Genomic DNA, 23,563 nt, shown 5'->3' on the forward strand with positions numbered 1-23,563 from the left:
TGAAGTGTGTGCGGAAAGTGCCGCCAGGTGCGTCCGTGAACCGTACTCGCCGCCGGCCGGCCTATTCGCCGAAATCGGCGATGATCCGGTCGATCTCCTTGCGGGCGGCGAGCGCGATCTTCTTTTGCGCAGCCTTCGCTCCCGTGTCCGTTTCGCTCACTTCGCCGACGACGATAATATTTTCATCATTCGATTTGTTGGCCGGCTTCGTATAGTTGAAACTGCCGAAGATCGAGACCTTGTTGTCGATCGTCATCAGCTTGTGATGCACCTTGCCGAGCTGGCCGCGCCCGCCTGCGACGGCAACCTTGATGCCGGCGGCATGAAGCGAGTGCTTGGCAGCCCATTTCTGGTTCGCCTGGCGGCGGTCCAGGACGCCGTTGATCGTAATCCCGTTCCTATGCGCGGCGATCAGCGCATCGTCGATACCGGAGGACTGGGCGAAGGTGAAGGCCGCGAAGTCGACCCGCTCCTTGGCTTTCAGGATCTGTTTCATGATTTCCATCTCCGGCGCATGATCGGGTGCGAACAACGGTTTGACGCGGATGCCGGACACCTTCGCCTCCTTCGGAGCGGGGCCGTGCGCAACGGAGAACTTGCCGAAACGGCCTTCCCTGATTTCCTTGAATTCCTTCTTGTAGGCATTGGCGACTTCGGCGTCGTTGATGACGACGACATGGTTCAGGTTCTTCGTGACCCCGGTCGTGGTGAAATTCGTCGAGCCGGTCAGGACCCGGTTGCCGAGCACCATGAATTTCTGGTGAAAGATGTTCGGGTTGAAGTCGACCTTCACATCGGCCGTGGAGCGCAGGATGGCGTTGAAAAGCTCGCGGTTGATCTCGTGTTTGCCGCCCGGCGCGTGCGCCCCCGCGAGATCCTTCGGTTTTTTCGCTGCCAGCAGGTAGCTCTGTTCGACAACCAGATCGATAACCGCGCCCCGTAGCCGTGCCGCTATGATGGCGTTTGCGATGGCGGGGTTGTCGATCTCCTGCACGGCGATCATGAGGTTTTGCCGGCTACCCGCGCGTCCGATGAATTCGAGGATGGGGTCCAGAAGGGAATCGGGGCCGCCCTGTTCCTGTGGACCAAGATGGATTTCAATATCACCAACCATTAAGGGCATAACGAAATTCCTTCTCACAAGAGGTGCAAATCCATAGCATCTTTCCGTTGCGGCGGCCACGCCCCGGCAGAGCTTGAAAACGCGCTCAAAAGCATCTGTTCCTGACCTTTGTTCAAGTGCTTTTGTTTGCTAGTCTCCGGCCAGGCACCGCCCTGAACAGCGTTGACCGGCCTGGAAATCGGCACCGCCCGGATCCATGGCGCGCGCGCATCTGAACAAGAGGAAGGCCATGCCCTCCACGCCAGCCGATGAATTGAAGCTCGGCCGCATCGCGCCGATGCTGCCCGTCAGCGATATAGAAGAATCTTACCGGATCTACCGGGAGGTGTTCGGGTTCGAGAAGGTGTTCGAGAACGGGGATCCGGTCGGGTTCATGATCCTTCAAAAGGACGAAGCCGAACTGCACCTCACGCTCCAGAAGACGCACAAGGCAGCCACGTTCAACGTTGCGCACATGCTGGTCTCCGATGCAGAGCAAACCTACCGGATGTGTCAGGAAAACGGCCTCCGCATCATCAAGCGCCTTCAGGACAAGGACTACGGCTTGCGCGCCTTCGTCTTCGCCGATCACGACGGCAACAGGATCGATGTCGGGGAAATCATCTGAGCGGACTGCCGGCAGAGAGCGGTCAGTCGAGCGCCACCGCCAGCACCTTGCGCATGACCGTCGGCAAGGCCTCCTCCGCAAGCGTGTCCGGCGGCGACCACCAGGCACCGTCCACGCTCTCTGCGGCGTTCATCCGTGTCTCGGCCCGGTACACCTGTAAGCGCAGATGAAAATGCGTGAACGTGTGCCTGACCTCGCCGGCACAGACCTGCCAGGCGCCCTGGAACGGGGCGGCTTCGACGGCGGTCGATGGATCAAAAGTCTCCGACCACTCCGTGCCCGGAACTTCGGTCATGCCGCCGAGCAGGCCCCTGGGCGGGCGCCGCCTGAGCAGCACCGACCCGCTCGATCCGTCGACGGCAACGAAAGCGGCGCCGAAACGGGTGGGTTTTTCCTTCTTCGGTGCTTTTCGCGGCAGGGTCTCGGCGAGGCTGGAATTCTGGACGCTGCACGCCCCCATCCATGGACACAGTCCGCAGGCCGGGCGCTTGGGTGTGCAGATCGTCGCACCCAGATCCATGACCGCCTGGGCAAAATCGCCGGGACGCTCCTCGGGCGTGAGCTCTGCCATTTCCCGCCTGATGTCTGTTTTGGCCGCCGGCAGCGGGGTTTCGATCCGCCGCAACCGTGACAGCACACGTTCGACATTGCCGTCGACGACAGCGGCATGCCTGTCAAAGGCGATCGTTGCGATGGCTGCCGCGGTGTAGGGGCCGATCCCGGGAAGTGCGAGCAGCGCCTCCTCGGTTTCCGGGAACCGGCCCGCGTGGTCGCGCGCGATTGTCTCCGCGCATTTCTTCAGGTTTCGCGCGCGCGAATAATAGCCGAGGCCGGCCCAGGCTTTCATCACGTCTTCCTCGTCGGCGGCAGCGAGGTCCTCGACACGCGGCCATGTTTTCGTGAACGTCTCGAAGTAGTCTTTCACCGCAGCGACAGTGGTTTGTTGCAGCATGACTTCGGACAGCCATATCCTGTAAGGGTCCGGGACTTCTCCCGATATCCGGTCTTCGGGCGCAACGCGCCACGGCAGGCGCCGCGCGTGCCGGTCGTACCAGGTGAGCAAGGATTGACTGAGTGAAGCATTTGTCATGAGATCGGCGGTGTAGTTGTCAGTGAATTATGCTGCGTCCCTTTGGAAAGCCTGGGGACAACTTGGGTAGAGTTGATGGGCGACAGGGGTGCCATTAAGTATTTGTCGTCTTTTTGTCGTATTCTATTGAGACACATCACCTCAATCTGCGATCCGTGGCAATTCGGATCCAGCCGGGCAGCCGGTTGAGGAAGTAGGTCAAGAGCGTGACGAAGGCAAATGCACATCGCAAGCCTCCCGAGGCGAAACAGCTTGCCGATCTTGTCGGCAGGGCGATGACGCCTGCGTGCCGGAAGCGCGGTTTTGCCTCCGTCGACATCGTGGCGGCCTGGGGCGATATCGTCGGCGAGCGCTACGGTACGCGTGTTCAGCCCGACAAGCTCGTCTGGCCCCGCCAGCCGGAACTGACGGATCCGGAGACACCGCCGCAGCCTGCAACCCTGGTCGTGCACACGGACGGCGCAACGGCGCTGATGCTGTCGCACGAGAGCGCCCAGATGATCGAGCGCATTAACACCTTCTATGGCTGGGCGGCCATCGGCCGCATCAAGATCCTGCAAAAGCCCGTCGCCGTGAAAGCGGCCGCAGAACGCAAGCAGTTGCGGTCGCTGACCGACAAGGAAGAAAAAAAGCTCGACGCGCAACTGGAAGGCGTTCAAAACACCCGTCTGCGGGAAGCGTTGAAAAAGCTCGGCGCTCAGGTAATCGCCAAACATGACGACGCAGCTGCCTGATCCGGTCATTTCCGCTGTCTTCATCGGGCAATAACAAGACAATAACATCATCGTGAAACGCAGCTTTCTGCTGTCCTCTCTCCTGCCACATTTGATAAGCCTTGTTGACGCCTGCTGCCTCAAAGGGCAAATGAAGCGATGGAACCGGCACCATTAGGTGCTGCGCGTTGTAACAAGTGACAGGACGACACCGTGACCCAGACCCGCAGACAGTTTCTCAAGACCACGGCCTTGGCGAGCGCAGCACTCGGTGTTGCCGCAAGCCTCCCGGCCTTCGCACAATCCGTCGACATCGACGATCTGCTTGTTCCCGGTCCGCTCGGCGACAAGGTCCTGGGAGACGAGAACGCGCCGGTCACGGTGGTGGAATATGCCTCGATGACCTGCGGTCACTGTGCAAACTTCCACAAGAACACATGGAAGCCGCTCAAGGAGCAGTATGTCGACACCGGAAAGGTGCGCTTCATTTTCCGCGAATTCCCGCTGGATCCGGTCTCTGCCGCTGCGTTCATGCTGGCCCGCTGTGCTCCGGCTGAGAAGTATTTTGAAATTGTGGATACCATGTTCGAAAACCAGCGGGCGTGGGCATTTACCGACAATCCGTACAATTCGCTCCTCGACTTTTCCAAACAGATCGGATTTACACAGGAGTCCTTCGAGGAATGCTTGACAAACCAGGGTCTTCTTGACGCAGTAAATGCAGTGAGAGACCGTGCGGCGAATGAATTCGGGGTGAATTCGACGCCGACATTCTTCATCAACGGTGCACGGCACCCGGGAGCAATGTCGATTGACCAGATGGGAGCACTCATCGACGCTGAGCTCTGAACCGGCGGAAACTTCGCCGGGCACCGGTCCGTGTGCGCGATACCTGATCCGATTTGCGGCGCTTGCTTCGTTAAGGGGTGAGCGCCGATGAGGTTTTCCAAACTCCGTGTGGTGGGCTTCAAGTCTTTCGTCGAGCCGATGGAATTCATCATCGGCGACGGACTGACGGGCGTGGTTGGCCCTAACGGGTGCGGCAAGTCCAATCTCGTCGAAGCCCTTCGCTGGGTCATGGGGGAAAACTCCTACAAGAACATGCGCGCATCCGGCATGGATGACGTGATCTTTTCCGGGAGCCTGAATCGCCCGGCGCGCAACACGGCCGAAGTCGCGCTTTTCCTTGAAAATTCAGACCGGACCGCGCCTGCCGCGTTCAACGATGCCGACCTCCTGGAAGTCAGCAGGCGTATCGAGCGCGAGCAGGGGTCCAACTACAAGATCAACGCCAAGGACGTGCGCGCCCGCGACGTTCAGCTCCTGTTTGCAGATGCGTCGACAGGCGCGCGCTCACCGGCAATGGTGCGGCAGGGACAGATCGGCGAACTGATTGCCGCCAAGCCGACCGCGAGACGCCAGATCCTGGAAGAGGCGGCCGGCATTTCCGGACTGCACTCGCGCCGCCACGAGGCGGAGATCCGCCTCAGGGCCGCGGAACAGAACCTTGAGCGGCTCGAGGATGTTCTTGTCCAGATCGACGGCCAGCTGGACAATCTGAAGCGCCAGTCGCGCCAGGCCAGCAGATACCGCAACCTGTCCTCCGAAATCCGCGCGGCGGAGGCGTCCATCCTCTACATCCGCTGGATCGAATCGCGCGATGCGCTGACCACGGCGGAAGTCCAGTTCGCCGAAGCGCAGAAGCAGGTCAACGAGGCCACGGCGCTGCAGGCCGAAAGCGCCCGCGTCCAGGCAATCGCCGCGCACAAGCTTCCCGAACTGCGGGACGAGTCGGCGAAGGCCGCAGCGGCCCTGCAAAGGCTCGTGATCGCGCGCAATGAACTGGATGCCGAAGAACGCCGCGTGAAGGAACGTCTGCAGGATCTGGAACGCCGCCTTGTCCAGCTGGCGGACGACATCCGTCGCGAACAGTCAATGGTGTCGGAGAACGATGAGGTGCTGGAGCGCCTGTCCGAAGAACGCGCCGAGCTGCTGGAGGAGAACGAGCTCGTCCAGGAGCGCACGGAGATCGCTGGGGAAAAGGTTACGGAAGCCGGAGAGATCGTGCGCGATCTGGAAACACGGCTCTCCGATCTGACCGCGGCCGAAGCCCGTGCGACCGCAGAACGGCGCCAGCTCGAACGGGCAGTTGCGGAAAGCCGTCTTCGCGCCGATCGGCTGTTGGCACAGGCCCAGGATGCGCGATCGGCGCTGGAGGTCATCGATCTTGAGATGGCCGGCCATGACAGGATCTCCGAAAGCCGGGAAGAACTGGAACTGGCCGAAGAAGCGTTGCTGGAGGCCGAGGCCACGGTCGAAGCCGCCGAGACGGCAACCCGCGAAGCGCGGGACAGGGAGCAATCCGCCAGAACACCGTTGAGCGACGCGCAGCAGCTCCTGCAGGGACTGGAAACCGAGGCACGCACGCTCGATCAGGTGCTGAACGCACATGCCGACCAGGATTTCACGCCTGTCGTTGAAAAGATCCAGGTGGAACAGGGGTATGAAACTGCGCTTGGCGCCGCGCTTGGCGAGGACCTCGATGCGTCCCTCAGCGGGAGCGCACCGGTGAAATGGGGGCCGGCACTCGGACATGATCTGGATGCGGGTCTGCCCGAGGGCGTGCGCGCGCTGTCCGACGTCGTGATCGCTCCGCAAGAGCTTGCCCGCCGCCTGCGCCAGATCGGCATCGTCGCGCAGGACGAGGGACCGGCGCTTCGCGCCAAACTGAAGCCCGGTCAGAGACTGGTCTCCGTGGAAGGCGATCTGTGGCGCTGGGACGGGTTCGTTGTCGCGGCCAACGCGCCGACACCGGCCGCGCAACGGCTGTCGCAGAAGAACCGGCTGATCGAGCTTGCCGACGAGATCGAAACGGCGCGCCGCGCGTTTGAAGACAGGCAGCAGGCGCTGGAACAGGCGGCTGCGGACGTCCGCGGTCATGCCGAAACCGAACAGGCGGCCCGGGGCAAGGTGAGGGATGCGCAGCGCAACGCGGCATCGGTCCGCGAGGCACTTGTCCTTGCCGAACGCTCCGTTGCGCAACTGACCGCGAAACGGGCAGCGGCCCAGGAGCGCTCCGAGCGCCTGGGTGAGGAGGCGGAACTTGCGCGTGAACAGGCCGCCGAGGCGGAAGGCCAGCTTGCCGGAACGCCCGAAAGCACTGATTTTCAGGACCGGATCTCCGATCTGCAGGCCGAAGTCGCTTCCGCGCGCGGCGCACATGCAGAGGCACGGGCGGTCGCCGAAGGTCTTGCCCGGGAACAGCAGATGCGCGACCGGCGGCTCGAGGCCATCAAGCGCGAATACGACGGCTGGAAGATGCGTGCGCAAAACGCTGCCCGGCAGGTCACGGTTCTGACCGAACGGCGCGACGAAGCCGAGGAAGAGCGCGCGGAACTTGTCGAGGCACCGGAAGACATTGAAATCAAGCGGCGCGACCTCTTTTCCGCAATCTCGAAGGCGGAGGAGGAGAAGAAGGGCCGGGACGATCAGCTGCAGCAGGCGGAACTCGACCTTGCCGAGGTTGACCGCGCGGCCAAGGCCGCGATGGAGGCGATGGCCGGCGCGCGCGAACAGAAGATCCGCGCCGAGGAACGCTTCGAGGCGGCACGGGAACGCAAGGCCGTTCTGGAGCGGCGCATCGATGAGGATCTCGAGGTCGCCGTCGCCGCGCTGCCCGAAATCGCCGGACTGAAGGAAAGCGCACCCTTGCCGGATCCGGTCGGCGTGGAACGCAAGCTGGAACGGCTCAAGGCCGAGCGAGAACGCCTGGGCGGTGTGAACCTGCGCGCCGAAGAAGAGCTGAAGGAAGTCGACGAGCAGAAAACCACCCTGACGTCCGAGCGCGACGATCTGATCGAGGCGATCCGGCGTTTGCGTACGGGGATCTCCAATCTCAACCGCGAGGCGCGCGAGCGCCTGTTGGCCTCCTTCGAAGTGGTCAATGGACACTTCCAGCGCCTGTTCACGCATCTGTTCGGCGGCGGCACGGCGGAGCTTCAGCTCGTGGATTCCGACGATCCGCTCGACGCGGGGCTGGAAATCATCGCAAGGCCGCCCGGAAAGAAGCCGCAGACGATGACGCTGTTGTCGGGCGGCGAACAGGCCCTGACGGCCATGTCGCTGATCTTTGCCGTTTTCCTGACCAATCCCGCGCCGATCTGCGTTCTCGACGAGGTCGATGCGCCGCTGGACGACGCCAATGTCGAGCGCTACTGCGACCTGCTCGACGAAATGTCGGCGAGCACCGAGACGCGCTTTGTCGTGATCACGCACAACCCGATCACCATGGCGCGGATGAACCGGCTTTTCGGCGTGACCATGGCCGAACGCGGCGTTTCCCAGCTCGTCTCCGTCGACCTTGAGACCGCGGAACGATTCCGCGAAACGGGCTGACCGCAGCCTCAAGACCTGCGTCACTTGGGAGCAGGCGTACAACTTAGGTCTTGTAAATTTCATTCAGGCCGAAAAATATCAATATTTTCAATGAGATAATTATTAATCAAGTCTCCTTGACACGGCATGAGGTGCCGACTATGGTGCGCGCGGCTTACGGGGCACTCCTGTTGTTTGATCTGACATGTCGGGGCACTGGGGACAGAGGAACATGTCTTCGGAAAACGACCAAAATAAAGATCGGGACGACGATGTTTCGCAAGCGGGTCTGTCGGAGCGGCGGACCCAGCTGAACCGGAAGCTTGAGGAACAGCGCGCGGTCGAGGAAAAGGCGGCGCGCAAGTCCGAGAGCAACTCCTCCGGATATGCCCAGGCGATGAAACTGTCTTCGGAATTCATCGCGGGTGTTCTGGTCGGGGCAGGTATCGGTTGGGTTGCCGATCAGTGGCTGGGAACGGCTCCCTTTGGGTTGATCATATTCCTGCTACTGGGTTTTGCGGCGGGAGTTCTGAATGTCCTGCGTTCGGCCGGTGTGGTCGAGCAGCCGCAGGTCGGAATTCGCCGCGACAAGGACGGATCTCAATAGAATTTGTCGCGCCCGAGGGCGCAGTGGTTGTGAACGAGCGAAGAAGGCTGGCCGGTGGCGAACGATCCGATCTCACAGTTCCAGATCCAGAAGATTTTTCCGATTGAAGTCGGAGGCATGGATTTCTCATTTACCAACTCTTCCCTGTTCATGGTCCTGACCGTGGCGGCGACCTCCGCATTCCTGATCTTCTCGACCAGCGGTCGCGGCCTCGTGCCGAGCCGAGTGCAGTCGGTGTCGGAGATGATGTACGAGTTCATAGCCGGGACGCTCAGGGATGCGACGGGGACGGACGGGATGCGGTTCTTCCCGTTGGTGTTCTCCCTGTTCATGTTCGTTCTCGTGGCCAACCTCTTCGGGATGTTCCCGTACTTCTTCACGGTTACGAGCCACATCATCGTAACGTTCGCTCTGGCGATGCTGGTGATCCTCACGGTCATCATCTACGGCTTCATGCGCAACGGCATGAGTTTCCTCAAACTGTTCGTCCCGAGCGGCGTGCCAGGCGCACTGATCCCGCTGGTGACGATGATCGAGGTCATCTCGTTCCTGTCGCGCCCGATCAGTCTTTCGGTTCGTCTGTTCGCAAACATGCTTGCCGGTCACATCACCTTGAAGGTGTTCTCGGGCTTCGTCGTCAGCCTCGGTGCCATGGGTGCCGTGGGCATTGCCGGCGCGGTTCTGCCCCTCGCAATGACGGTTGCCCTCACGGCGCTGGAATTCCTGGTGGCGTTCCTGCAGGCCTACGTCTTCGCCGTTCTGACCTGCATGTACCTGAACGACGCACTTCATCCTTCACACTAAGGGTTATCCAAATCACGCGGCCACAGCGCCGAAAGTGAGAAATCTGCAAACACATCTAGGAGCACGTGTCATGGAAGCAGAAGCAGCAAAATACATCGGTGCAGGTATCGCATGTCTCGGCATGGGCGGTGCGGGCATCGGCCTCGGCACCATCTTCGGTAACTACCTCGCCGGCGCTCTGCGCAACCCGTCCGCAGCTGATGGCCAGTTCGGCCGCCTGATCTTCGGCTTCGCCGTGACGGAAGCTCTGGGCATCTTCTCCCTTCTGATCGCCTTCCTCATCCTGTTCGCTTAATCGCTCGATAGCAGCGACAAGAGATGCGACTCCGGTGGCGGCGCTCTGAAGGCGTCGCCAAGCCGGATTTAGGAGACAGGAAATGGCAGGCGATACGACCACTGAAAGCCAGACAGCGATCGTTGACACGGCCGCCGAGCACGGTGTGGGTTTCCCGCCGTTCGACGCGACCACGTTTGCGTCCCAGCTGCTTTGGCTCGCCATCACCTTCGGCATCTTCTACTGGATCATGAAAAACGTGGCGATGCCGCGGATTGCAGGGATCCTGGAGGATCGGAAGGACCGGATTGCCGGTGATCTTTCAGAGGCAAACCGCCTGAAAGACGAAACCGATGCGGCGATCGCAGCTTACGAGCAGGCCCTTGCTGAAGCCCGCAACAAGGCACACAGCATCGCCCATGACACGCGCGCCAAGCTGAAGGCTGAACAGGAAGCTCGCCGCGAGAAGGCGGAAACGGAGCTGAACGAAAAGCTTCAGGCTGCCGAAGCGCAGATCGCAGGCATCAAGACCGAAGCCTTGTCCCAGATCGGAGACATTGCCGGAGACACAACGTCGGCGCTCGTTGAGCAGCTGATTGGCAAAGCCCCGACAAAGACCGACCTGACCAAGGCGCTGAAGTCGGCGATGGACTGAGGAGACCATTATGGATGCAACATTTTGGGCCCTCGTCGGTCTCATCCTCTTCTTCGCCCTGATCATCTATCTCAAGGTGCCGGGCAAGATCGGCGGCTCTCTGGACAATCGTGCAGACGGTATCCGCAAGGAACTGGAAGAAGCGCGCAAGATGCGCGAAGAAGCCCAGGCTCTCTTGTCCGAGTACCAGCGCAAGCGTCACGAGGCGGAAGGTGAAGCCGAAGCGATCATCGCGGAAGCCAACGCCGAAGCCGAACGGCTGACGGTCGCGACAAACCAGGCTCTGGAAGAGATGATCACACGGCGCACCAAGGCTGCCGAAGTGAAGATCGCCCAGGCGGAAACGCAGGCAATCGCCGAAGTTCGCGCGAAAGCGGCCGACATCGCCGTTGCCGCGGCCGAAGAGATCCTCAGCTCGAAGGTCAAGGACAAGGTTGCCGACGATATTCTGTCCAAGAGTATCGACCAGGTGAAGGAACGTCTGAACTGACGCAAGTCCGGTTCGACAAGGAAATTCAGGAGCGGCCCCCGGGCCGCTCTTTTTCTTTTGGGGGCACGTTGCTCATTTCACCCGGCCTCACCCCGGTCATCCCGGACGGAGCGCAGCATGTAGCGCGTTTGCTTCTCGTGCGTCATCCCGGCCAAGCGAAGCGCGAGCCGGGACCGGGGAGGCACGCGTCTGCACATTTTTGCCGGCGCCTTGTCGGCAGGCCGGGGCGCCCCGATCCCGGATCTCCGCTGGGCTGCGTCCGGGATGACGACGGAGAGGCGGGCGGGAAGAGGGCTTCCCAACCGGTTGCTTTCACAGACAGCCTTGTCACACAAAGAGCCTCATCCTGAGGCAGCGCGCGAGCGCTGTCTCGAAGGATGGGCGGCAGGTTCTGAGCCGGGCGGCCCATCCTTCGAGACGGACCCTTCGGTCCTCCTCAGGATGAGGTCGAGACAGGAAGAGGGTGCACGAAATTGCTCCCTGCCGTCGTCATTGCCAGACCTGATCTGGCAATCCACGCCATGGCGTGTCGGCAATGAAAGGCCTCGCAATCGGAAACGCAACGGCATGGGTGCCATGGTCGAGCCCACGGCTGTCCGGTTTGGGAAACACAATCGAGCTTACGTCGTTGAGAAAGCCATATGTTTCCGTGCGGCGCCAAATCGGGATACGGAATTGTTTCCCCGATTTGTCGTCCCGGTTTGCCGCACACGCGGCAAGACCGGGAACCAGCACTCGAAGTGGCCAGAGCTTGAAAAAATAAAGAGAAACAGGTGATTACTGGGTTCCGGCCTTCCGCTTCGCTTCAGCCGGAATGACAAGTTCATTGTCTGCGGAGCGCCTCACGAGAACCAAGTCGGGTTAAACCGGACAGCAGTGGGTCGAGCCATGGCATGACCCGCAAACGGATGCCGTCGCTCCCCAGGATGTGGGCAGCGTGTCGTGCGTTTGCTTCTCGTGCGTCATCCCGGCCAAGCGAAGCGCGAGCCGGGAACGGGGAGGCACGCGTCTGCACATTTTTGCCGGCGCCTTGTCGGCAGGCAGGGGCGCCCCGATCCCGGATCTCCGCTGCGCTGACGGCAACGAGGTGGGCGGGAAGAGGCCCGCCCCTATGCCCGCGGAAATACCGTCAAGACCCGGCAATTCGGACCGGCTTGAAACTCATCCGGTGATGATCGCTGGGGCCAAGTTCGGCAAGAGCCGCATGATGTTGCGGGACGCCGTAGCCCTTGTGCTGCGCAAAGCCGTATCCGGGCACATGGCCTTCAAGGCGCACCATCATTCGGTCGCGTGTGACCTTGGCGACGATGGAGGCCGCTGCAATACACAGGCACCGGCCGTCTCCTTTCACCAGTGCCTGTCCCGGCTGCTGCAATCCGCGCGGCACATCACGTCCGTCCACCAGAACATAGTCCGGTACCAGGGCGAGACCGTTGACGGCCCGGACCATGGCAGAGAGGGTCGCGGCGCGGATGTTCAGAGTATCGATGGTTGCTGGTGACGCACTCGCAGTGCAGACATGGGCGCGGGCGACGATCTGGTCGAACAGCTCTTCGCGCTTTGCTTCGGTCAGCTTTTTTGAATCGTTGAGACCGTCTGGAAGATTGTCGTAGTCAAGCACGACGGCGGCGGTCACGACCGGCCCTGCCCACGGACCGCGTCCGGCCTCGTCGACACCGCACAGCGCGCCGTTAAAGGCCGCTGCATGGCGGCGTTCCAGTTCAAAATCCGGACTGTCGGGAAAGTGCAGGTCGAAGAGGGACGGGCCATGGCTCATCCGCAAACGCTGCCGCCGCACCGGGAAATGCGCAAGCCGGAATGTCAGAAAAGGTCAAGTTGCACACCGCCTTTTTGTGGCTGCTCGAAGTCGCCGGTGTTCAGTTTCTTCCGGCGCAGGTTGAGGCCGAGCCGCCTGGCGGCGAGCGAAAACCGTTTCGCGATCTGATCGGCATAGGGACCCCGGCCGCGCATGCGTTCGCCCCATCTGGCATCGTAATCCTTGCCGCCGCGCATGGAGCGGATCAGGCTCATGACGTGCCGGTACCGGTCGGGACGCTCACGCAGAAGCCAGTCACGGAAGAGTTCGGAGACTTCAAGCGGCAGGCGCAACAGGATGAAGCTGGCCTCTTGCGCACCGTGCTCTGCCGCGGCGCCCAGCAGGCTCTCGATCTCGCTGTCGGTGAGTGCCGGGATGATCGGAGACATCATCACGGAGGTCGGTATGCCGGCGCCGGAAAGCGCCTGGATGGCCTTGAGGCGTTTGTGCGGTGCCGACGCGCGCGGTTCCATGGCCCGGCACAGCTTCCTGTCGAGCGTGGTGACGGACAGGGCCACCTTGACCAGGTTGCGCTCCGCCATTTTGGAGAGGATGTCGATGTCGCGCGTCACGAGCGCCGATTTCGTGACGATCGCCACGGGATGCGAACTCCTGTCGAGCACATCCAGGATCTCGCGCATCAGCTGGTAGCTCCGCTCCAGGGGCTGATAGGGATCCGTGTTGGTGCCGATGGCGATCACGCGCGGAATGTAGCCGGGTTTCGAGAGCTCCCGCTCCAGTAGCGCGGCGGCATTGGGCTTGGCGAACAGCCTGGTTTCGAAGTCGAGACCCGGCGACAGTCCCATATAGGCGTGGGTCGGGCGTGCAAAGCAGTAGATGCAACCGTGCTCACAACCCCGGTACGGATTTATCGATCGGTCGAACGAAAGATCTGGAGATTCATTGCGGGTGATGATGGTGCGCGCGCGCTCTTCCTGAACCTCCGTTTTGAGCGGGGGTAGGTCGTCCAGAGTGTCCCAGCCATCGTCGAAATTTTCGCGCGACACAGGTTCGTAGCGGCCGCTCTTGTTCAGGCCGGCTGCACGGCCGCGGCGGCGGTCTTCGGCCAGTCGTGCATTTTCCGCATGCACGATCTCGTCGGGATCAATGTCGCAAACGCGTTGCGGGGCCGTGTTCATACTTGCGATACGCCACATGATGAGAACATATCATGAACATTAGCGAAAAAAACAGCCGATACAACCCGGATATTTCGCACTTGCGAATTTTTGATGTAAAAGACGGCCTCATGATAAGTGTCATTGTACCGACAAAGAACTCGGAAACCGAACTGGTGCACTCGCTTTCGTCTCTGGTGACGGCCGCGGCCGAGGGCATCATCCGGGAAGTGATTGTTGTGGATGGCGGCTCGACCGACGCCACCGAACGTGTCGCGGACGCCGCCGGCTGCCATTGGGTCAGCCGTGCAGACATGTCCCGAAGCGAGCGCCTTACTCATGGGGCGGGACTCGCAAGGCGCGGTGACTGGCTTTTGTTCCTGCGGCCCGAGACGCTTCTGGAAAGCGGCTGGCACCATGAGGCACAGGCCTTCATCGAACGCGCCGGACGCGCTCCGAATGGCACGCGGACTGCGGCCAGCTTCCGGCTGAGATATGAAGCGTTCGGCATGAGCGCCCGCATCAGCGAATCCATCGCGGCCCTGCGTTCCCAGCTTCTCGGGATGCCCTACGGCAATCAGGGACTGCTGATTTCGCGGCAGTTCTACCAGAAGCTCGGTGGCCATCGGCCGTTACCGGAGCTGGAAGATCTCGATATCGCCAAGCGGATCGGGCGCAGCCGCATCGTCTTCCTGCGTGCCGCTGCCGTGACCTCCGGGGCCTCTGCAAATGAAAGCGCCGTTTCGCGCGTCCGGCAGTCCCTCGCGCGCTTTTGCGTTGGCACCTTGCGCATTCCGGCGAGCGTCGCCGTAAAGCTGCACGGCTAGGGCGCTCGAAGGACTTGCTCCAGGGTACGGCCCCATAAATGAAGTCAATTTGGTTTGGATCGTTTTGGCCAGCTGCGAGGAGCGAAAGCGCAGGAAATGTGGTTCATTTTCAAGCCTTTCGCGACGCAACAGATTCCCAAAACGGCCAAATCCGAAGGACGGCAAAATAGCTTTACCTCGCAGCGTCACCGCGCTTGACCGGGCGCAAAGCCCGCTCTGCGCACGCTTCCTCGCGAGATTTTGCCATTTCTGCCGCCAAATCGGCTTCATTTATGGGGCCGTACCCGAGACAGCTTCGGAAAAATCGACAAGCGGTCCAAGCGGGACGATCCCGTGCGGATTGCGTACCTCGCTCGGCGAGTGATAGCCGCGCCGGTAGATCTCCAGTTTAACCGTTTCGGCGACCCCCGGCAGCGCATGGAAACGCCGGGCATAGGCCCACAGGTTCGGATAGTCGATCAGGCGCCGGAGATTGCACTTGAACGCGCTCCAATAGGCAACATCGAAGCGGGCGAGCGTCGGGAAGAGGCGGATATCGGCTTCCGTCAGCCGGTCGCCCAGAAGCCACGTGCTGGTCTCAAGCGTCTTTTCGATCCTGTCCAGCGCTTCGAAGACATCCTTTACCCCTTCGTCATAGGCCGTCTGGGAGCGTGCGAAACCGGTCCTGTAAACACCGTTGTTCAGTTTCGGGTAAATGTAGGCGTTCCAGTTGTCGATCTCGCCCAGAAGGTGTGCCGGGCTGAAGTCGGATTTGTTCCCGGCCAGGTCCTGAAAGGCTTCATTGAACATCCGGATGATCTCGGCGGACTCGTTGCTGACCAGCTTGCCGGACGCCGTGTCGAAGAGGACCGGAACGGTGACCCGGCCCGTATAGGCCTGCGTTCCCGCCGCGTAGACCTGGTGAAGCGCAGCCGCACCGGACAGCGTGTCGACATACCCGTTCTCAGGATCGAACACCCAGCCCGCCTCCGTCCGCCTGGGCGCGAGAACGGAAATGGGGATATGGGACTGCAGCCCCTTGAGGGCCCGCATCAACAGCGTGCGGTGCGCCCAGGGGCAGTTCCAGGCGACATAAAGATGATACCGGCCGCTTTCCGCCTTGAAGCCGCCGCTTCCGCTCGGACCGGGAGAGCCGTCTTTCGTGACCCAGTTGCGGATTTGCGCCTTCGAGCGCTCGAAACGGTCGGAGGCAACGCTGTCCCCCGTCGCGTCTGCATCCCAGATGCCGTCAACAAGCAGTCCCATTGGTGTCTCCGGCCTGACCGCCTGGTTTCACAGCGATCGGCTCATGCGGACGGATGGGAAAACCACACCGCCCGGCAGGGTGATAGGAAAGGGCTCGACGGACCGGAATCCGCAAGCCCGGTAAAAGGCTTCGCCGTTAAGCGTCGAATAGCAGTTGAATTCGGTGACGCCCGACGCGCGGGCATCCGTGATGCATCGCGACATCAGCGCCCTGCCGATCCCTTTGCCCGTATGAGCCGGGTCCGTGCCGAAATGGCGGATATTTCCGTTGTCGGGCGTCTCGTCCTGCCCGGTCGGCGAGTGTTTCGTCCAACCGCCGGCGCCGATGATGTGGCCGATATCGTCTTCTGCCACATAGTAGCTTCCGGAAACCAAAAGGTCCGGCCGCGCCTTCGTGATCAGCGGAAGCGCCGCTTCCAGCGTGCCGGCATCATAAGCGTCTCTTAGAAGGATGGCGTAGCTCTTTTGCAGGAGCGCGGTCACCACTTCACTGTCGGCTTCCGTCGATATGCGGACCTGGAAGGGCAAGGTTCAGGCTTCCTGGAGTTTCCCGCGTTTCAGGTGTTCGTCGAGCCTTGGCATGATCTCGACGAAATTGCAGGGCATGTGCCGGTAGTCGAGCTGCCACTTCAAGATGCCGTCCCAGGCATCCTTGCAGGCGCCGGGCGAGCCTGGCAGCGCGAAGATGTAGGTGGCTCCGGCAACGCCCCCGGTCGCGCGGGACTGGATCGTCGACGTACCGATCTTGTCATAGGAAATCCGGTGAAACACTTCGGAAAAGCCATCCATGCGCTTTTCGAACAGCGGTTCGACGGCCTCCGGCGTGACATCCCGGCCGGTGAAACCCGTACCACCCGTCGAAATGACCACGTCAACGCCCTGATTGGCGATCCAGTCCCGGACGACCGCCTGGATCGCCGCGATGTCATCCGTGACGATCTTGCGGTCTGCAAGCACGTGGCCTGCCTTCGTCACGCGCTCCGAAAGCGTGTTCCCGGATCGGTCGTCTTCCGGCTTCCGAGTATCGGAAACGGTCAGGACGGCAATGTTGAGCGGTATGAACGGGCGGCTTTCATCGATGCGGGACATGGCAACTCCTTTGTCTTCAAGAGATAGGGGAACATGTCTCGATCCGCCAGTGGTCGATGTCAGGAGGCATTCGGAAGCGTGATTGCGCAATAAAATTACAAAAAATAACAAGATTGCGACACTTGCCAAATAGATAGGTCAGTATTATTGACTTAAATAATCAAGCAATCCACATATGAGCCGATCATGACCACCTGGGACAGTCTTTATGCAAGACGCGCGACCCGAATGCGCGCTTCCGAGATTCGCGAACTCCTGAAACTCCTCGACCGCCCGGACGTGATCTCGTTTGCCGGCGGCATTCCCGACCCGGCCCTGTTTCCTGCCGAAGCCTTCCAGAAGGCCTATGCCGAGATCCTGAGCGGGCCGGACGCAGAGCGGGCGCTCCAGTACGGTGTCAGTGAAGGCAGCCCGAGGCTGCGTGCGTGGATCGTCGATCATATGAGCAAGCTGGGCGTCCCCTGTACGCCCGACAACATTCTCGTCACGTCGGGATCGCAGCAGGGGCTCGACTATATTGGCAAGCTGTTCCTGTCGGAGGGAGACACGGCGCTGGTGCAGTGGCCGACCTATCTTGGCGCCGTGCAGGCGTTCAATGCCTATGAACTGAATTTCGACCGTCTCGATCCGCGCACCAACCGGTCGCCGGCGGAATACAGATCCCAGGCGGAACAGAAGGGCGGCGCGGTCAAGTTCGCCTATCTGTCGCCCGACTTCGCCAACCCGACGGGCCTGTCGCTCGACCTGGAAGAACGCAGACGCATTCTGTCGCTTGCAGGGGATCTGTCCTGCGCGGTTATCGAAGACGCACCCTACGAGAGCCTGCGCTATGACGGCGAGCCGGTTCCGGCACTGCTTTCACTTGATTGCGCTCAGAACGGCGGGATCGAGAACAGCCGCACGCTCTATTGCGGCAGTTTTTCGAAATCACTGTCGCCGGGCCTCCGGCTCGGCTGGATCTGTGCGGCAAGCGAGGTAATCTCCAGGCTGGTTCTCATCAAGCAGGCCAGCGACCTGAACACGCCGGTGTTGAACCAGGAAGCCATGGCGCGGGTTGCCGAAAGCGAATTCGAGACCCACACCGCCAAAACCAACGCGGTTTACAAATTGCGCCGCGATGCCATGCTTGCGGCGCTTGAACGGCACTTGCCCGAAGGTGTCCGCTGGACAAGGCCGGAAGGCGGCATGTTCATCTGGGTTGAATTGCCGGCGGGAACGAACGCCTCGGAACTGCTTGAGCGTTCGGTCGAAACGGCCAAGGTCGCCTTTGTTCCCGGCGGAGCCTTCCATCCGGACGAAAGCGGCAGGAATACGCTGCGGCTGAGTTTTTCCTGCGCCGACGACGACAAGATCGAGGCCGGGATATCGAGGCTCGGCAGCCTGATTGCCGAAATTGTCACATCCGGACGATAAGAAAGGCGGGGGGCAAGGTGTACACAAGAAGCGTTCGAGATGGATCTTTGGGAACAGGTTGACAATTACTGCGAGCGCGTCGGGCCGGAATTCTGGTCCGAGCCGCTCAATGCCGTCACGAATGCCGCCTTTGTCATTGCAGCACTCCTTGCCTTCGCCCTCTGGCGCCGCAAGACTCCGGATGACTGGGCAGGTCTTGGCCTGATCGCGGTTCTTTTTGCAATCGGTGTCGGGTCATTTCTGTTTCACACCTTCGCGACACGCTGGGCCGGTCTCGCTGATGTCATACCCATCGTCATCTTCATACATGTCTATCTCTACGTGGCGCTCAACCGCTATCTGGATCTGCGCTGGTGGCTGGCGCTCGCCATCGTCATCGCTTTCCTCGTGGCGACGGTCCTGTTTGCTGATCGCCTGTTCGCGCCGCTCGTCGGTTCGTCCGCCGGTTATGTTCCGGCGCTGCTTGCCATCTTCGTGGTCGGTGCGCTGTTTGCCCGCAGGGACGGAAGGCTCGGTGCCGAGGTCCTGCTGACCGGCCTGGTGTTTCTGGCGTCTCTGACCGTGCGCACCCTCGATGAACCCCTTTGCGCGCAGGTGACGTTCGGAATTCACTTCATGTGGCATATCCTGAACAGTGTTGTGCTGTTTTTGCTGATACGGGTTCTCATTTTGCAGCGGGCCGGGTAAACCACAGAGACACATTGGAAATTTGCGCTCCGTAACGCGACACACGGGGCATGCCGTTTGCGACGAAAAGCAATGAAAGCGCGAAAGAGGCCAGGGAGACAGAAAACGTCATGAGCGATACCAGCAAGACCGAACACGATCTGTCGGAAGCCGCGCTTTTTTATCACGAAAATCCGAAACCCGGTAAGCTCGAGATCCAGCCGACCAAGCCGCTCGGCAACCAGCGTGACCTCGCGCTGGCCTATTCGCCCGGAGTTGCCGCTCCCTGCCTGGAAATCGCGGATGATCCGTCCAAGGCGGCCAACTACACGTCGCGCGGAAATCTTGTCGCCGTCATCTCCAACGGAACGGCCGTTCTGGGTCTCGGCAATATCGGCCCGCTCGCCTCCAAGCCGGTCATGGAAGGCAAGGCGGTCCTGTTCAAGAAATTTGCCGGGATCGATGTGTTCGACATCGAGGTCGACGAAACCGATGTCGACAAGTTCGTCGACGCGGTCTCGGTGCTGGAACCCACCTTTGGCGGGATCAACCTGGAAGACATCAAGGCTCCCGAATGCTTCATGGTGGAAGCGAAGCTCCGGGAGAAGATGAACATTCCGGTGTTCCACGACGATCAGCACGGCACGGCCATCATCGTCGGCGCGGCCGTTCGCAACGGTCTGCATCTTGCCGGCAAGAAAATCGAGGATGCGAAAATCGTCGCCTCCGGCGCCGGTGCCGCCGCGCTTGCCTGCCTCAACATGCTGGTGTCCCTCGGCGCGAAGCGGGAGAACATCTGGATTACGGACATCGAGGGCGTTGTCTACGAGGGCCGCGAAAAGCTGATGGACGAATGGAAGTCCGTCTTTGCCCAGAAAACCGACAAGCGCACGCTCGACGAGATCATCGAAGGCGCCGATGTGTTCCTCGGCCTGTCGGTCGGCGGCGTGCTCAAGCCGCAGATGGTGGAAAAGATGGGCAAGGGCCCGCTGATCCTCGCGCTGGCCAATCCGAACCCGGAAATCATGCCGGAAGACGCGCTTGCGGTGCGCAATGACGTCGTCATGTGCACGGGCCGCTCCGACTATCCCAACCAGGTCAACAACGTTCTCTGCTTTCCCTTCATCTTCCGTGGTGCGCTCGATGTCGGTGCGACGACCATCAACGAGGAGATGAAGCGGGCGGCCGTCGAAGCCATTGCGGGCCTCGCTCAGGAAGAACCGTCCGACGTTGTCGCACGCGCCTATGGCGGCAAGACCGAAACCTTCGGCCCGAACTACCTGATCCCGTCTCCGTTCGATCAGCGTCTCATTCTGCGCATTGCTCCGGCAGTGGCAAAGGCGGCGATGGAGTCCGGCGTTGCAACCCGCCCGATCACTGATTTCGATGCCTACCTGGACCGGCTGAACCGCTTCGTGTTCCGGTCCGGCCTCATCATGAAACCGATCATCCAGAACGCCGCCAAGGACCCGCAGCGGATCATCTACGCGGAAGGCGAGGACGAGCGTGTTCTTCGGGCGGCCCAGGTTCTGATTGAAGACAACATTGCAAAGCCGATCCTGGTTGGCCGGCCGGATGTTCTGCAGCAGCGCTGCGAACGGTTTGGTCTGAAGATCCGGCCGGATGTCGATTTCGAGTACGTCAACCCGCAGGATGATCCACGCTACCGGGATTATGTCGATGAGTATTTCGAGTGTGTCGGCCGCAAGGGGCTGCCGCCCAATGCGGCCCGAACGGTTGTGCGCACCAACGCGACCGTCATATCGGCACTTGCCGTGCGTCGCGGCGACGCCGATGCAGTGATCTGCGGCCTTGAAGGGCGTTTCATTCGGCATCTGCGCGACATCAAGCAGGTGATCGGTGTCTGCGAGACCGCGCGCGATCTCTCCGCCATGTCGCTGCTGATCAACAGCCAGGGTGCGCTCTTCATGTCCGACACTTTCGTGACGGAAGACCCGACCGCGGAGGAGATCTCCGAGATGGCCGTTCTGGCGGCGCAGGAGATCCGGCGCTTCGGCATTGAGCCGAAAATCGCGCTTCTGTCGATGTCGAATTTCGGGTCGAGGGAAACGCCTTCGTCGCGCAAGATGCGCGAAGCGCTTGAACTGATCTGGGACCGTCACCCCGAGTTGGAAGTGGATGGGGAAATGCATGGCGATTCCGCTTTGAGCGAAGCCCTGCGCGAACGTGTGATGCCCGGCAGCAAGCTGAAGGGCGAAGCCAATCTTCTGCTTTTCCCGAACCTGGACTCCGCCAACATCGCCCACAACCTTTTGAAAGTCGCGACCCAGGCGCTTCACGTCGGACCGATCCTGCTCGGAGCGGCGAAGACTGCGCATATCCTGACACCGTCCGTCACGTCGCGCGGCGTCGTGAACATGTCGGCGCTCTCCAGCGTCGAGGCACAAACACGCCAGGTTGACTGACCCCGCGCATGGCGCATGCATGACTTTTTCTCTCGAACAGGATCTGTGGCCTCCGCTTGGCCACAGATCTGCAAAACCGGAAGACAGAATTGAAAACCCCTGACGCGTGTCTGACAAAGCAGGACATCCGCACGGAAATCGATCGGCTGGATGGTGAACTCGTGCGGCTGTTCGCCGAACGGCAGCGCTATGTGCGCCGCATGGCCGAGCTCAAGCGCCGCCCGGACGAGGCGTTCGACGGGACCCGGATCGAGAGCATGATTGCAGCGATCAGGGACCAGGCCGGTGATCTTGCCTTGGACCCGGACCAGGCGGAACTGGTCTGGCGGACGCTGATCGACTGGAACATCGCATTCGAGAAACGTGTGATTGCAGACCGGCTTCTGAAGGAGGCGGCTGGCAAGGGCACGCCGGCAGATTGAAGTTTTTTAATCCGGTCATGACTGTTCATCTGGATTGGAGTGCCTAGGTATTGGGAAGGTTGACTGATCGCCTTCTACGGAGCCTCGCATGATGACGCGGAAATCTCTCATCTACTCAACGGCTGCACTTTTCATGGCATTCAGCCCCATGGCCGTCTTGCCGGCCGCAGCGCAGTCTTCCATTGCTCCCGAAACGGTCACCGAGGGGCTGTCCTACCCCTGGAGCGTCGCTTTTCTTCCTGAAGGCGGTTACCTCGTGACGGAACGGGACGGGCTCCTGAAACACGTTTCTGAGGAAGGCGACCAGAGTGTCGTGCCAGGCACGCCGGAAGTCTTCGCGCAAGGGCAGGGCGGGTTGCTCGACGTCGTTCTCAGTCCCGATTTCGAGACGGACCGGACAATCTTCATGTCCTTCTCGCAAGGCTCTCCGGAGGGCGCCGGCACATCTTTGTTCCGGGCAACGCTTGCCGAAGATGGGGATGGATATCGGTTGCAGGATGGAAAGACGATCTTCCGCGCAAACAATCGTGCCTATGGCGGACGTCACTTCGGCTCCAGGCTCGCCTTTGCGCCGGACGGATCCCTGTTCATGACGCTCGGCGACCGGGGGGACGGTCCAAGGTCGCAGGACGCATCCGATCACACAGGCTCCGTGCTGCGGCTGACGCCGGAGGGCCGGCCGGCTGCCGGCAACCCGTTCGAAGGAGAGGCCGGTCACAAGCCGGAAATCTGGTCGATCGGCCACCGGAACCCGCAGAGCGCCGCGATCAACCCGGCAACGGGTGTGCTCTGGACCGTGGAGCACGGCGCCCGCGGTGGAGACGAAATCAACATTCCCGAAGCCGGCAAGAACTACGGTTGGCCCGTGATCTCCTACGGTCGCCACTATTCGGGCGGCAAGATCGGCGAGGGAACGGAAAAGGCGGGCATGGAACAGCCGATCCACTTCTGGGATCCGTCCATCGCGCCATCGGGAATGGCATTCGTCACCAGCGAGCTTTACCCCGACTGGCAGGGAGATCTGCTTGTCGGAGCGTTGCGCGGCCGTCATTTGTCCAAACTGGATCTCGACGGTGAGACGATCGTGTCCGAGGTGCAGCTTCTGGGCGATCTGGACGCGCGGATCCGCGACGTGCGCCAGGCGCCTGACGGATACCTCTATGTTCTGACCGACAGCGACGACGGGCAGTTGATCCGCCTGGTTCCTTAACGTCGCAGAATACCCACGGGCGGGATGCGACGACCTTACGGCAGCTTGACATTTCGACTGATCAGGCAGATATACCGCATTGCGATTGCTGCCGCGTGAGCAGACAGGACGTCTGCGTGCCAGTGACAACACCGTCCCTGGACCCGATACCCTCCAGTTGCAAAAGATTTGGAGCCTGATGAGAGGCTCAACCAGTTCCCATGTCACGCCAGGGTACGGACCCATAAATGAAGCCGATTTGGCGGCAGAAATGGCAAAACCTTGCGAGGAAGCGTGCGCAGAGCGGGCTTTATGCCCGGTCAAGCGCGGTGACGCAGCGAGGTGAAGCCATTTTGCCGTCCTTCGGATTTGGCCGTTTTGGCCATCTGCATCGTCGCGAAAGGCTTGAAAATGAAACACATTTCCTGCGCTTTCGCTTCTCGCAGCTGGTCAAAACGATCCAAACCAAATTGACTTCATTTATGAGTCCGTACCCTAGGGTCTGGCGGCCTAGAGCCGGTTCTGAACGAACCGGCTGCCGCGCACCAACACCATGCTGCAGGGAAACGCCTTGCGGCAACAAGAGCATTTTGATGCTCGCAACAAGGAAATGAT

The 23,563-nt window shown here is 60.9% G+C and carries 23 protein-coding genes; 16 read left to right on the forward strand and 7 right to left on the reverse strand.

Going from position 1 to position 23,563, the window contains the following annotated elements; all coding sequences use genetic code 11:
* Nucleotides 1-61: 61 nt before the first annotated feature.
* On the reverse strand, nt 62-1,123 hold the full coding sequence (locus tag ACO07N_RS14395) for a phospholipase D-like domain-containing protein (RefSeq protein ID WP_421981677.1): 1,062 nt from the start codon (nt 1,121-1,123) through the stop codon (nt 62-64).
* 229 nt (nt 1,124-1,352) lie between these two features.
* Here ACO07N_RS14395 and ACO07N_RS14400 point away from each other — a divergent pair, with 229 nt between their 5' ends.
* Entirely contained in the window at nt 1,353-1,730 is a 378-nt protein-coding gene (locus tag ACO07N_RS14400) for a VOC family protein (protein ID WP_421981678.1), read from the forward strand.
* Between the two features lie 22 nt (nt 1,731-1,752).
* Here the strand turns inward: ACO07N_RS14400 and mutY are convergent, their stop codons facing one another.
* The gene (gene mutY, locus ACO07N_RS14405) at nt 1,753-2,820 is read right to left on the reverse strand and encodes an A/G-specific adenine glycosylase (protein WP_421981679.1); all 1,068 of its coding nucleotides are present in this window, start codon (nt 2,818-2,820) and stop codon (nt 1,753-1,755) included.
* A 206-nt stretch (nt 2,821-3,026) separates the two neighbouring features.
* Between mutY and ACO07N_RS14410 the strand changes: the two genes are divergently transcribed.
* The 8 genes from ACO07N_RS14410 (at nt 3,027) to ACO07N_RS14445 (ending at nt 10,737) form a co-directional block, all read left to right on the forward strand.
* Complete coding sequence (locus tag ACO07N_RS14410) at nt 3,027-3,554, forward strand: DUF721 domain-containing protein (protein WP_421981680.1); 528 nt, start codon at nt 3,027-3,029, stop codon at nt 3,552-3,554.
* 192 nt (nt 3,555-3,746) lie between these two features.
* A complete protein-coding gene (locus ACO07N_RS14415; protein ID WP_421981681.1) occupies nt 3,747-4,382 on the forward strand; it encodes a thioredoxin domain-containing protein in 636 nt (211 codons plus the stop codon).
* An 87-nt stretch (nt 4,383-4,469) separates the two neighbouring features.
* A complete protein-coding gene (locus ACO07N_RS14420) occupies nt 4,470-7,928 on the forward strand; it encodes a chromosome segregation SMC family protein (protein ID WP_421981682.1) in 3,459 nt (1,152 codons plus the stop codon).
* Nucleotides 7,929-8,139: 211 nt separating this feature from the next.
* Nucleotides 8,140-8,514, forward strand: a complete 375-nt coding sequence (locus ACO07N_RS14425; protein ID WP_421981683.1) for an AtpZ/AtpI family protein — start codon at nt 8,140-8,142, stop codon at nt 8,512-8,514.
* Between the two features lie 54 nt (nt 8,515-8,568).
* On the forward strand, nt 8,569-9,318 hold the full coding sequence (locus ACO07N_RS14430; RefSeq protein ID WP_421981684.1) for a F0F1 ATP synthase subunit A: 750 nt from the start codon (nt 8,569-8,571) through the stop codon (nt 9,316-9,318).
* A gap of 70 nt (nt 9,319-9,388) precedes the next feature.
* Entirely contained in the window at nt 9,389-9,613 is a 225-nt protein-coding gene (locus ACO07N_RS14435; protein WP_055111220.1) for a F0F1 ATP synthase subunit C, read from the forward strand.
* Between the two features lie 82 nt (nt 9,614-9,695).
* Nucleotides 9,696-10,247 carry a F0F1 ATP synthase subunit B gene (locus tag ACO07N_RS14440; protein WP_421981685.1) on the forward strand — a complete coding sequence of 184 codons (552 nt, stop codon included), beginning with the start codon at nt 9,696-9,698 and terminating at the stop codon, nt 10,245-10,247.
* A gap of 10 nt (nt 10,248-10,257) precedes the next feature.
* A complete protein-coding gene (locus tag ACO07N_RS14445; protein WP_319386102.1) occupies nt 10,258-10,737 on the forward strand; it encodes a F0F1 ATP synthase subunit B in 480 nt (159 codons plus the stop codon).
* 1,129 nt (nt 10,738-11,866) lie between these two features.
* Here the strand turns inward: ACO07N_RS14445 and ACO07N_RS14450 are convergent.
* The gene (locus ACO07N_RS14450) at nt 11,867-12,514 is read right to left on the reverse strand and encodes a ribonuclease HII (protein WP_421981686.1); all 648 of its coding nucleotides are present in this window, start codon (nt 12,512-12,514) and stop codon (nt 11,867-11,869) included.
* A gap of 44 nt (nt 12,515-12,558) precedes the next feature.
* Nucleotides 12,559-13,692 (reverse strand): PA0069 family radical SAM protein, encoded by a 1,134-nt coding sequence (locus ACO07N_RS14455; protein ID WP_421984430.1) that lies wholly within the window; start codon nt 13,690-13,692, stop codon nt 12,559-12,561.
* A 110-nt stretch (nt 13,693-13,802) separates the two neighbouring features.
* On the opposite strand from ACO07N_RS14455, the gene ACO07N_RS14460 reads away from it, so the two are divergent.
* A complete protein-coding gene (locus ACO07N_RS14460; protein WP_421981687.1) occupies nt 13,803-14,498 on the forward strand; it encodes a glycosyltransferase in 696 nt (231 codons plus the stop codon).
* Between the two features lie 270 nt (nt 14,499-14,768).
* Here ACO07N_RS14460 and ACO07N_RS14465 read toward each other — a convergent pair whose 3' ends face one another.
* Genes ACO07N_RS14465 through moaB form a run of 3 tightly spaced genes read right to left on the reverse strand, consistent with a single transcriptional unit; the run spans nt 14,769 to nt 16,832 of the window.
* Nucleotides 14,769-15,743 carry a glutathione S-transferase family protein gene (locus ACO07N_RS14465; protein ID WP_421981688.1) on the reverse strand — a complete coding sequence of 325 codons (975 nt, stop codon included), beginning with the start codon at nt 15,741-15,743 and terminating at the stop codon, nt 14,769-14,771.
* A gap of 27 nt (nt 15,744-15,770) precedes the next feature.
* On the reverse strand, nt 15,771-16,271 hold the full coding sequence (locus tag ACO07N_RS14470; RefSeq protein ID WP_421981689.1) for a GNAT family N-acetyltransferase: 501 nt from the start codon (nt 16,269-16,271) through the stop codon (nt 15,771-15,773).
* Between the two features lie 3 nt (nt 16,272-16,274).
* The gene (gene moaB / locus ACO07N_RS14475; protein ID WP_319386108.1) at nt 16,275-16,832 is read right to left on the reverse strand and encodes a molybdenum cofactor biosynthesis protein B; all 558 of its coding nucleotides are present in this window, start codon (nt 16,830-16,832) and stop codon (nt 16,275-16,277) included.
* A gap of 186 nt (nt 16,833-17,018) precedes the next feature.
* On the opposite strand from moaB, the gene ACO07N_RS14480 reads away from it, so the two are divergent.
* The 6 genes from ACO07N_RS14480 to ACO07N_RS14505 all read left to right on the forward strand — a co-directional run bounded on the left by ACO07N_RS14480 (nt 17,019) and on the right by ACO07N_RS14505 (nt 23,562).
* Nucleotides 17,019-18,245: a PLP-dependent aminotransferase family protein gene (locus ACO07N_RS14480; protein WP_421981690.1), complete on the forward strand. Its 1,227-nt coding sequence runs from the start codon at nt 17,019-17,021 to the stop codon at nt 18,243-18,245.
* 39 nt (nt 18,246-18,284) lie between these two features.
* Nucleotides 18,285-18,932: a ceramidase domain-containing protein gene (locus ACO07N_RS14485; protein WP_421981691.1), complete on the forward strand. Its 648-nt coding sequence runs from the start codon at nt 18,285-18,287 to the stop codon at nt 18,930-18,932.
* 110 nt (nt 18,933-19,042) lie between these two features.
* Nucleotides 19,043-21,337, forward strand: coding sequence for an NADP-dependent malic enzyme (locus ACO07N_RS14490; protein WP_421981692.1), 2,295 nt, complete (start codon nt 19,043-19,045; stop codon nt 21,335-21,337).
* An 89-nt stretch (nt 21,338-21,426) separates the two neighbouring features.
* Entirely contained in the window at nt 21,427-21,759 is a 333-nt protein-coding gene (locus tag ACO07N_RS14495) for a chorismate mutase (protein ID WP_421981693.1), read from the forward strand.
* Nucleotides 21,760-21,892: 133 nt separating this feature from the next.
* Nucleotides 21,893-22,969 carry a PQQ-dependent sugar dehydrogenase gene (locus ACO07N_RS14500; protein ID WP_421984431.1) on the forward strand — a complete coding sequence of 359 codons (1,077 nt, stop codon included), beginning with the start codon at nt 21,893-21,895 and terminating at the stop codon, nt 22,967-22,969.
* A gap of 227 nt (nt 22,970-23,196) precedes the next feature.
* On the forward strand, nt 23,197-23,562 hold the full coding sequence (locus ACO07N_RS14505; protein ID WP_421981694.1) for a hypothetical protein: 366 nt from the start codon (nt 23,197-23,199) through the stop codon (nt 23,560-23,562).
* The last annotated feature ends 1 nt before the right edge of the window (nt 23,563 follow it).

The sequence above is a fragment of the Roseibium sp. genome (genome assembly GCF_965229775.1).
Lineage (GTDB): Bacteria > Pseudomonadota > Alphaproteobacteria > Rhizobiales > Stappiaceae > Roseibium.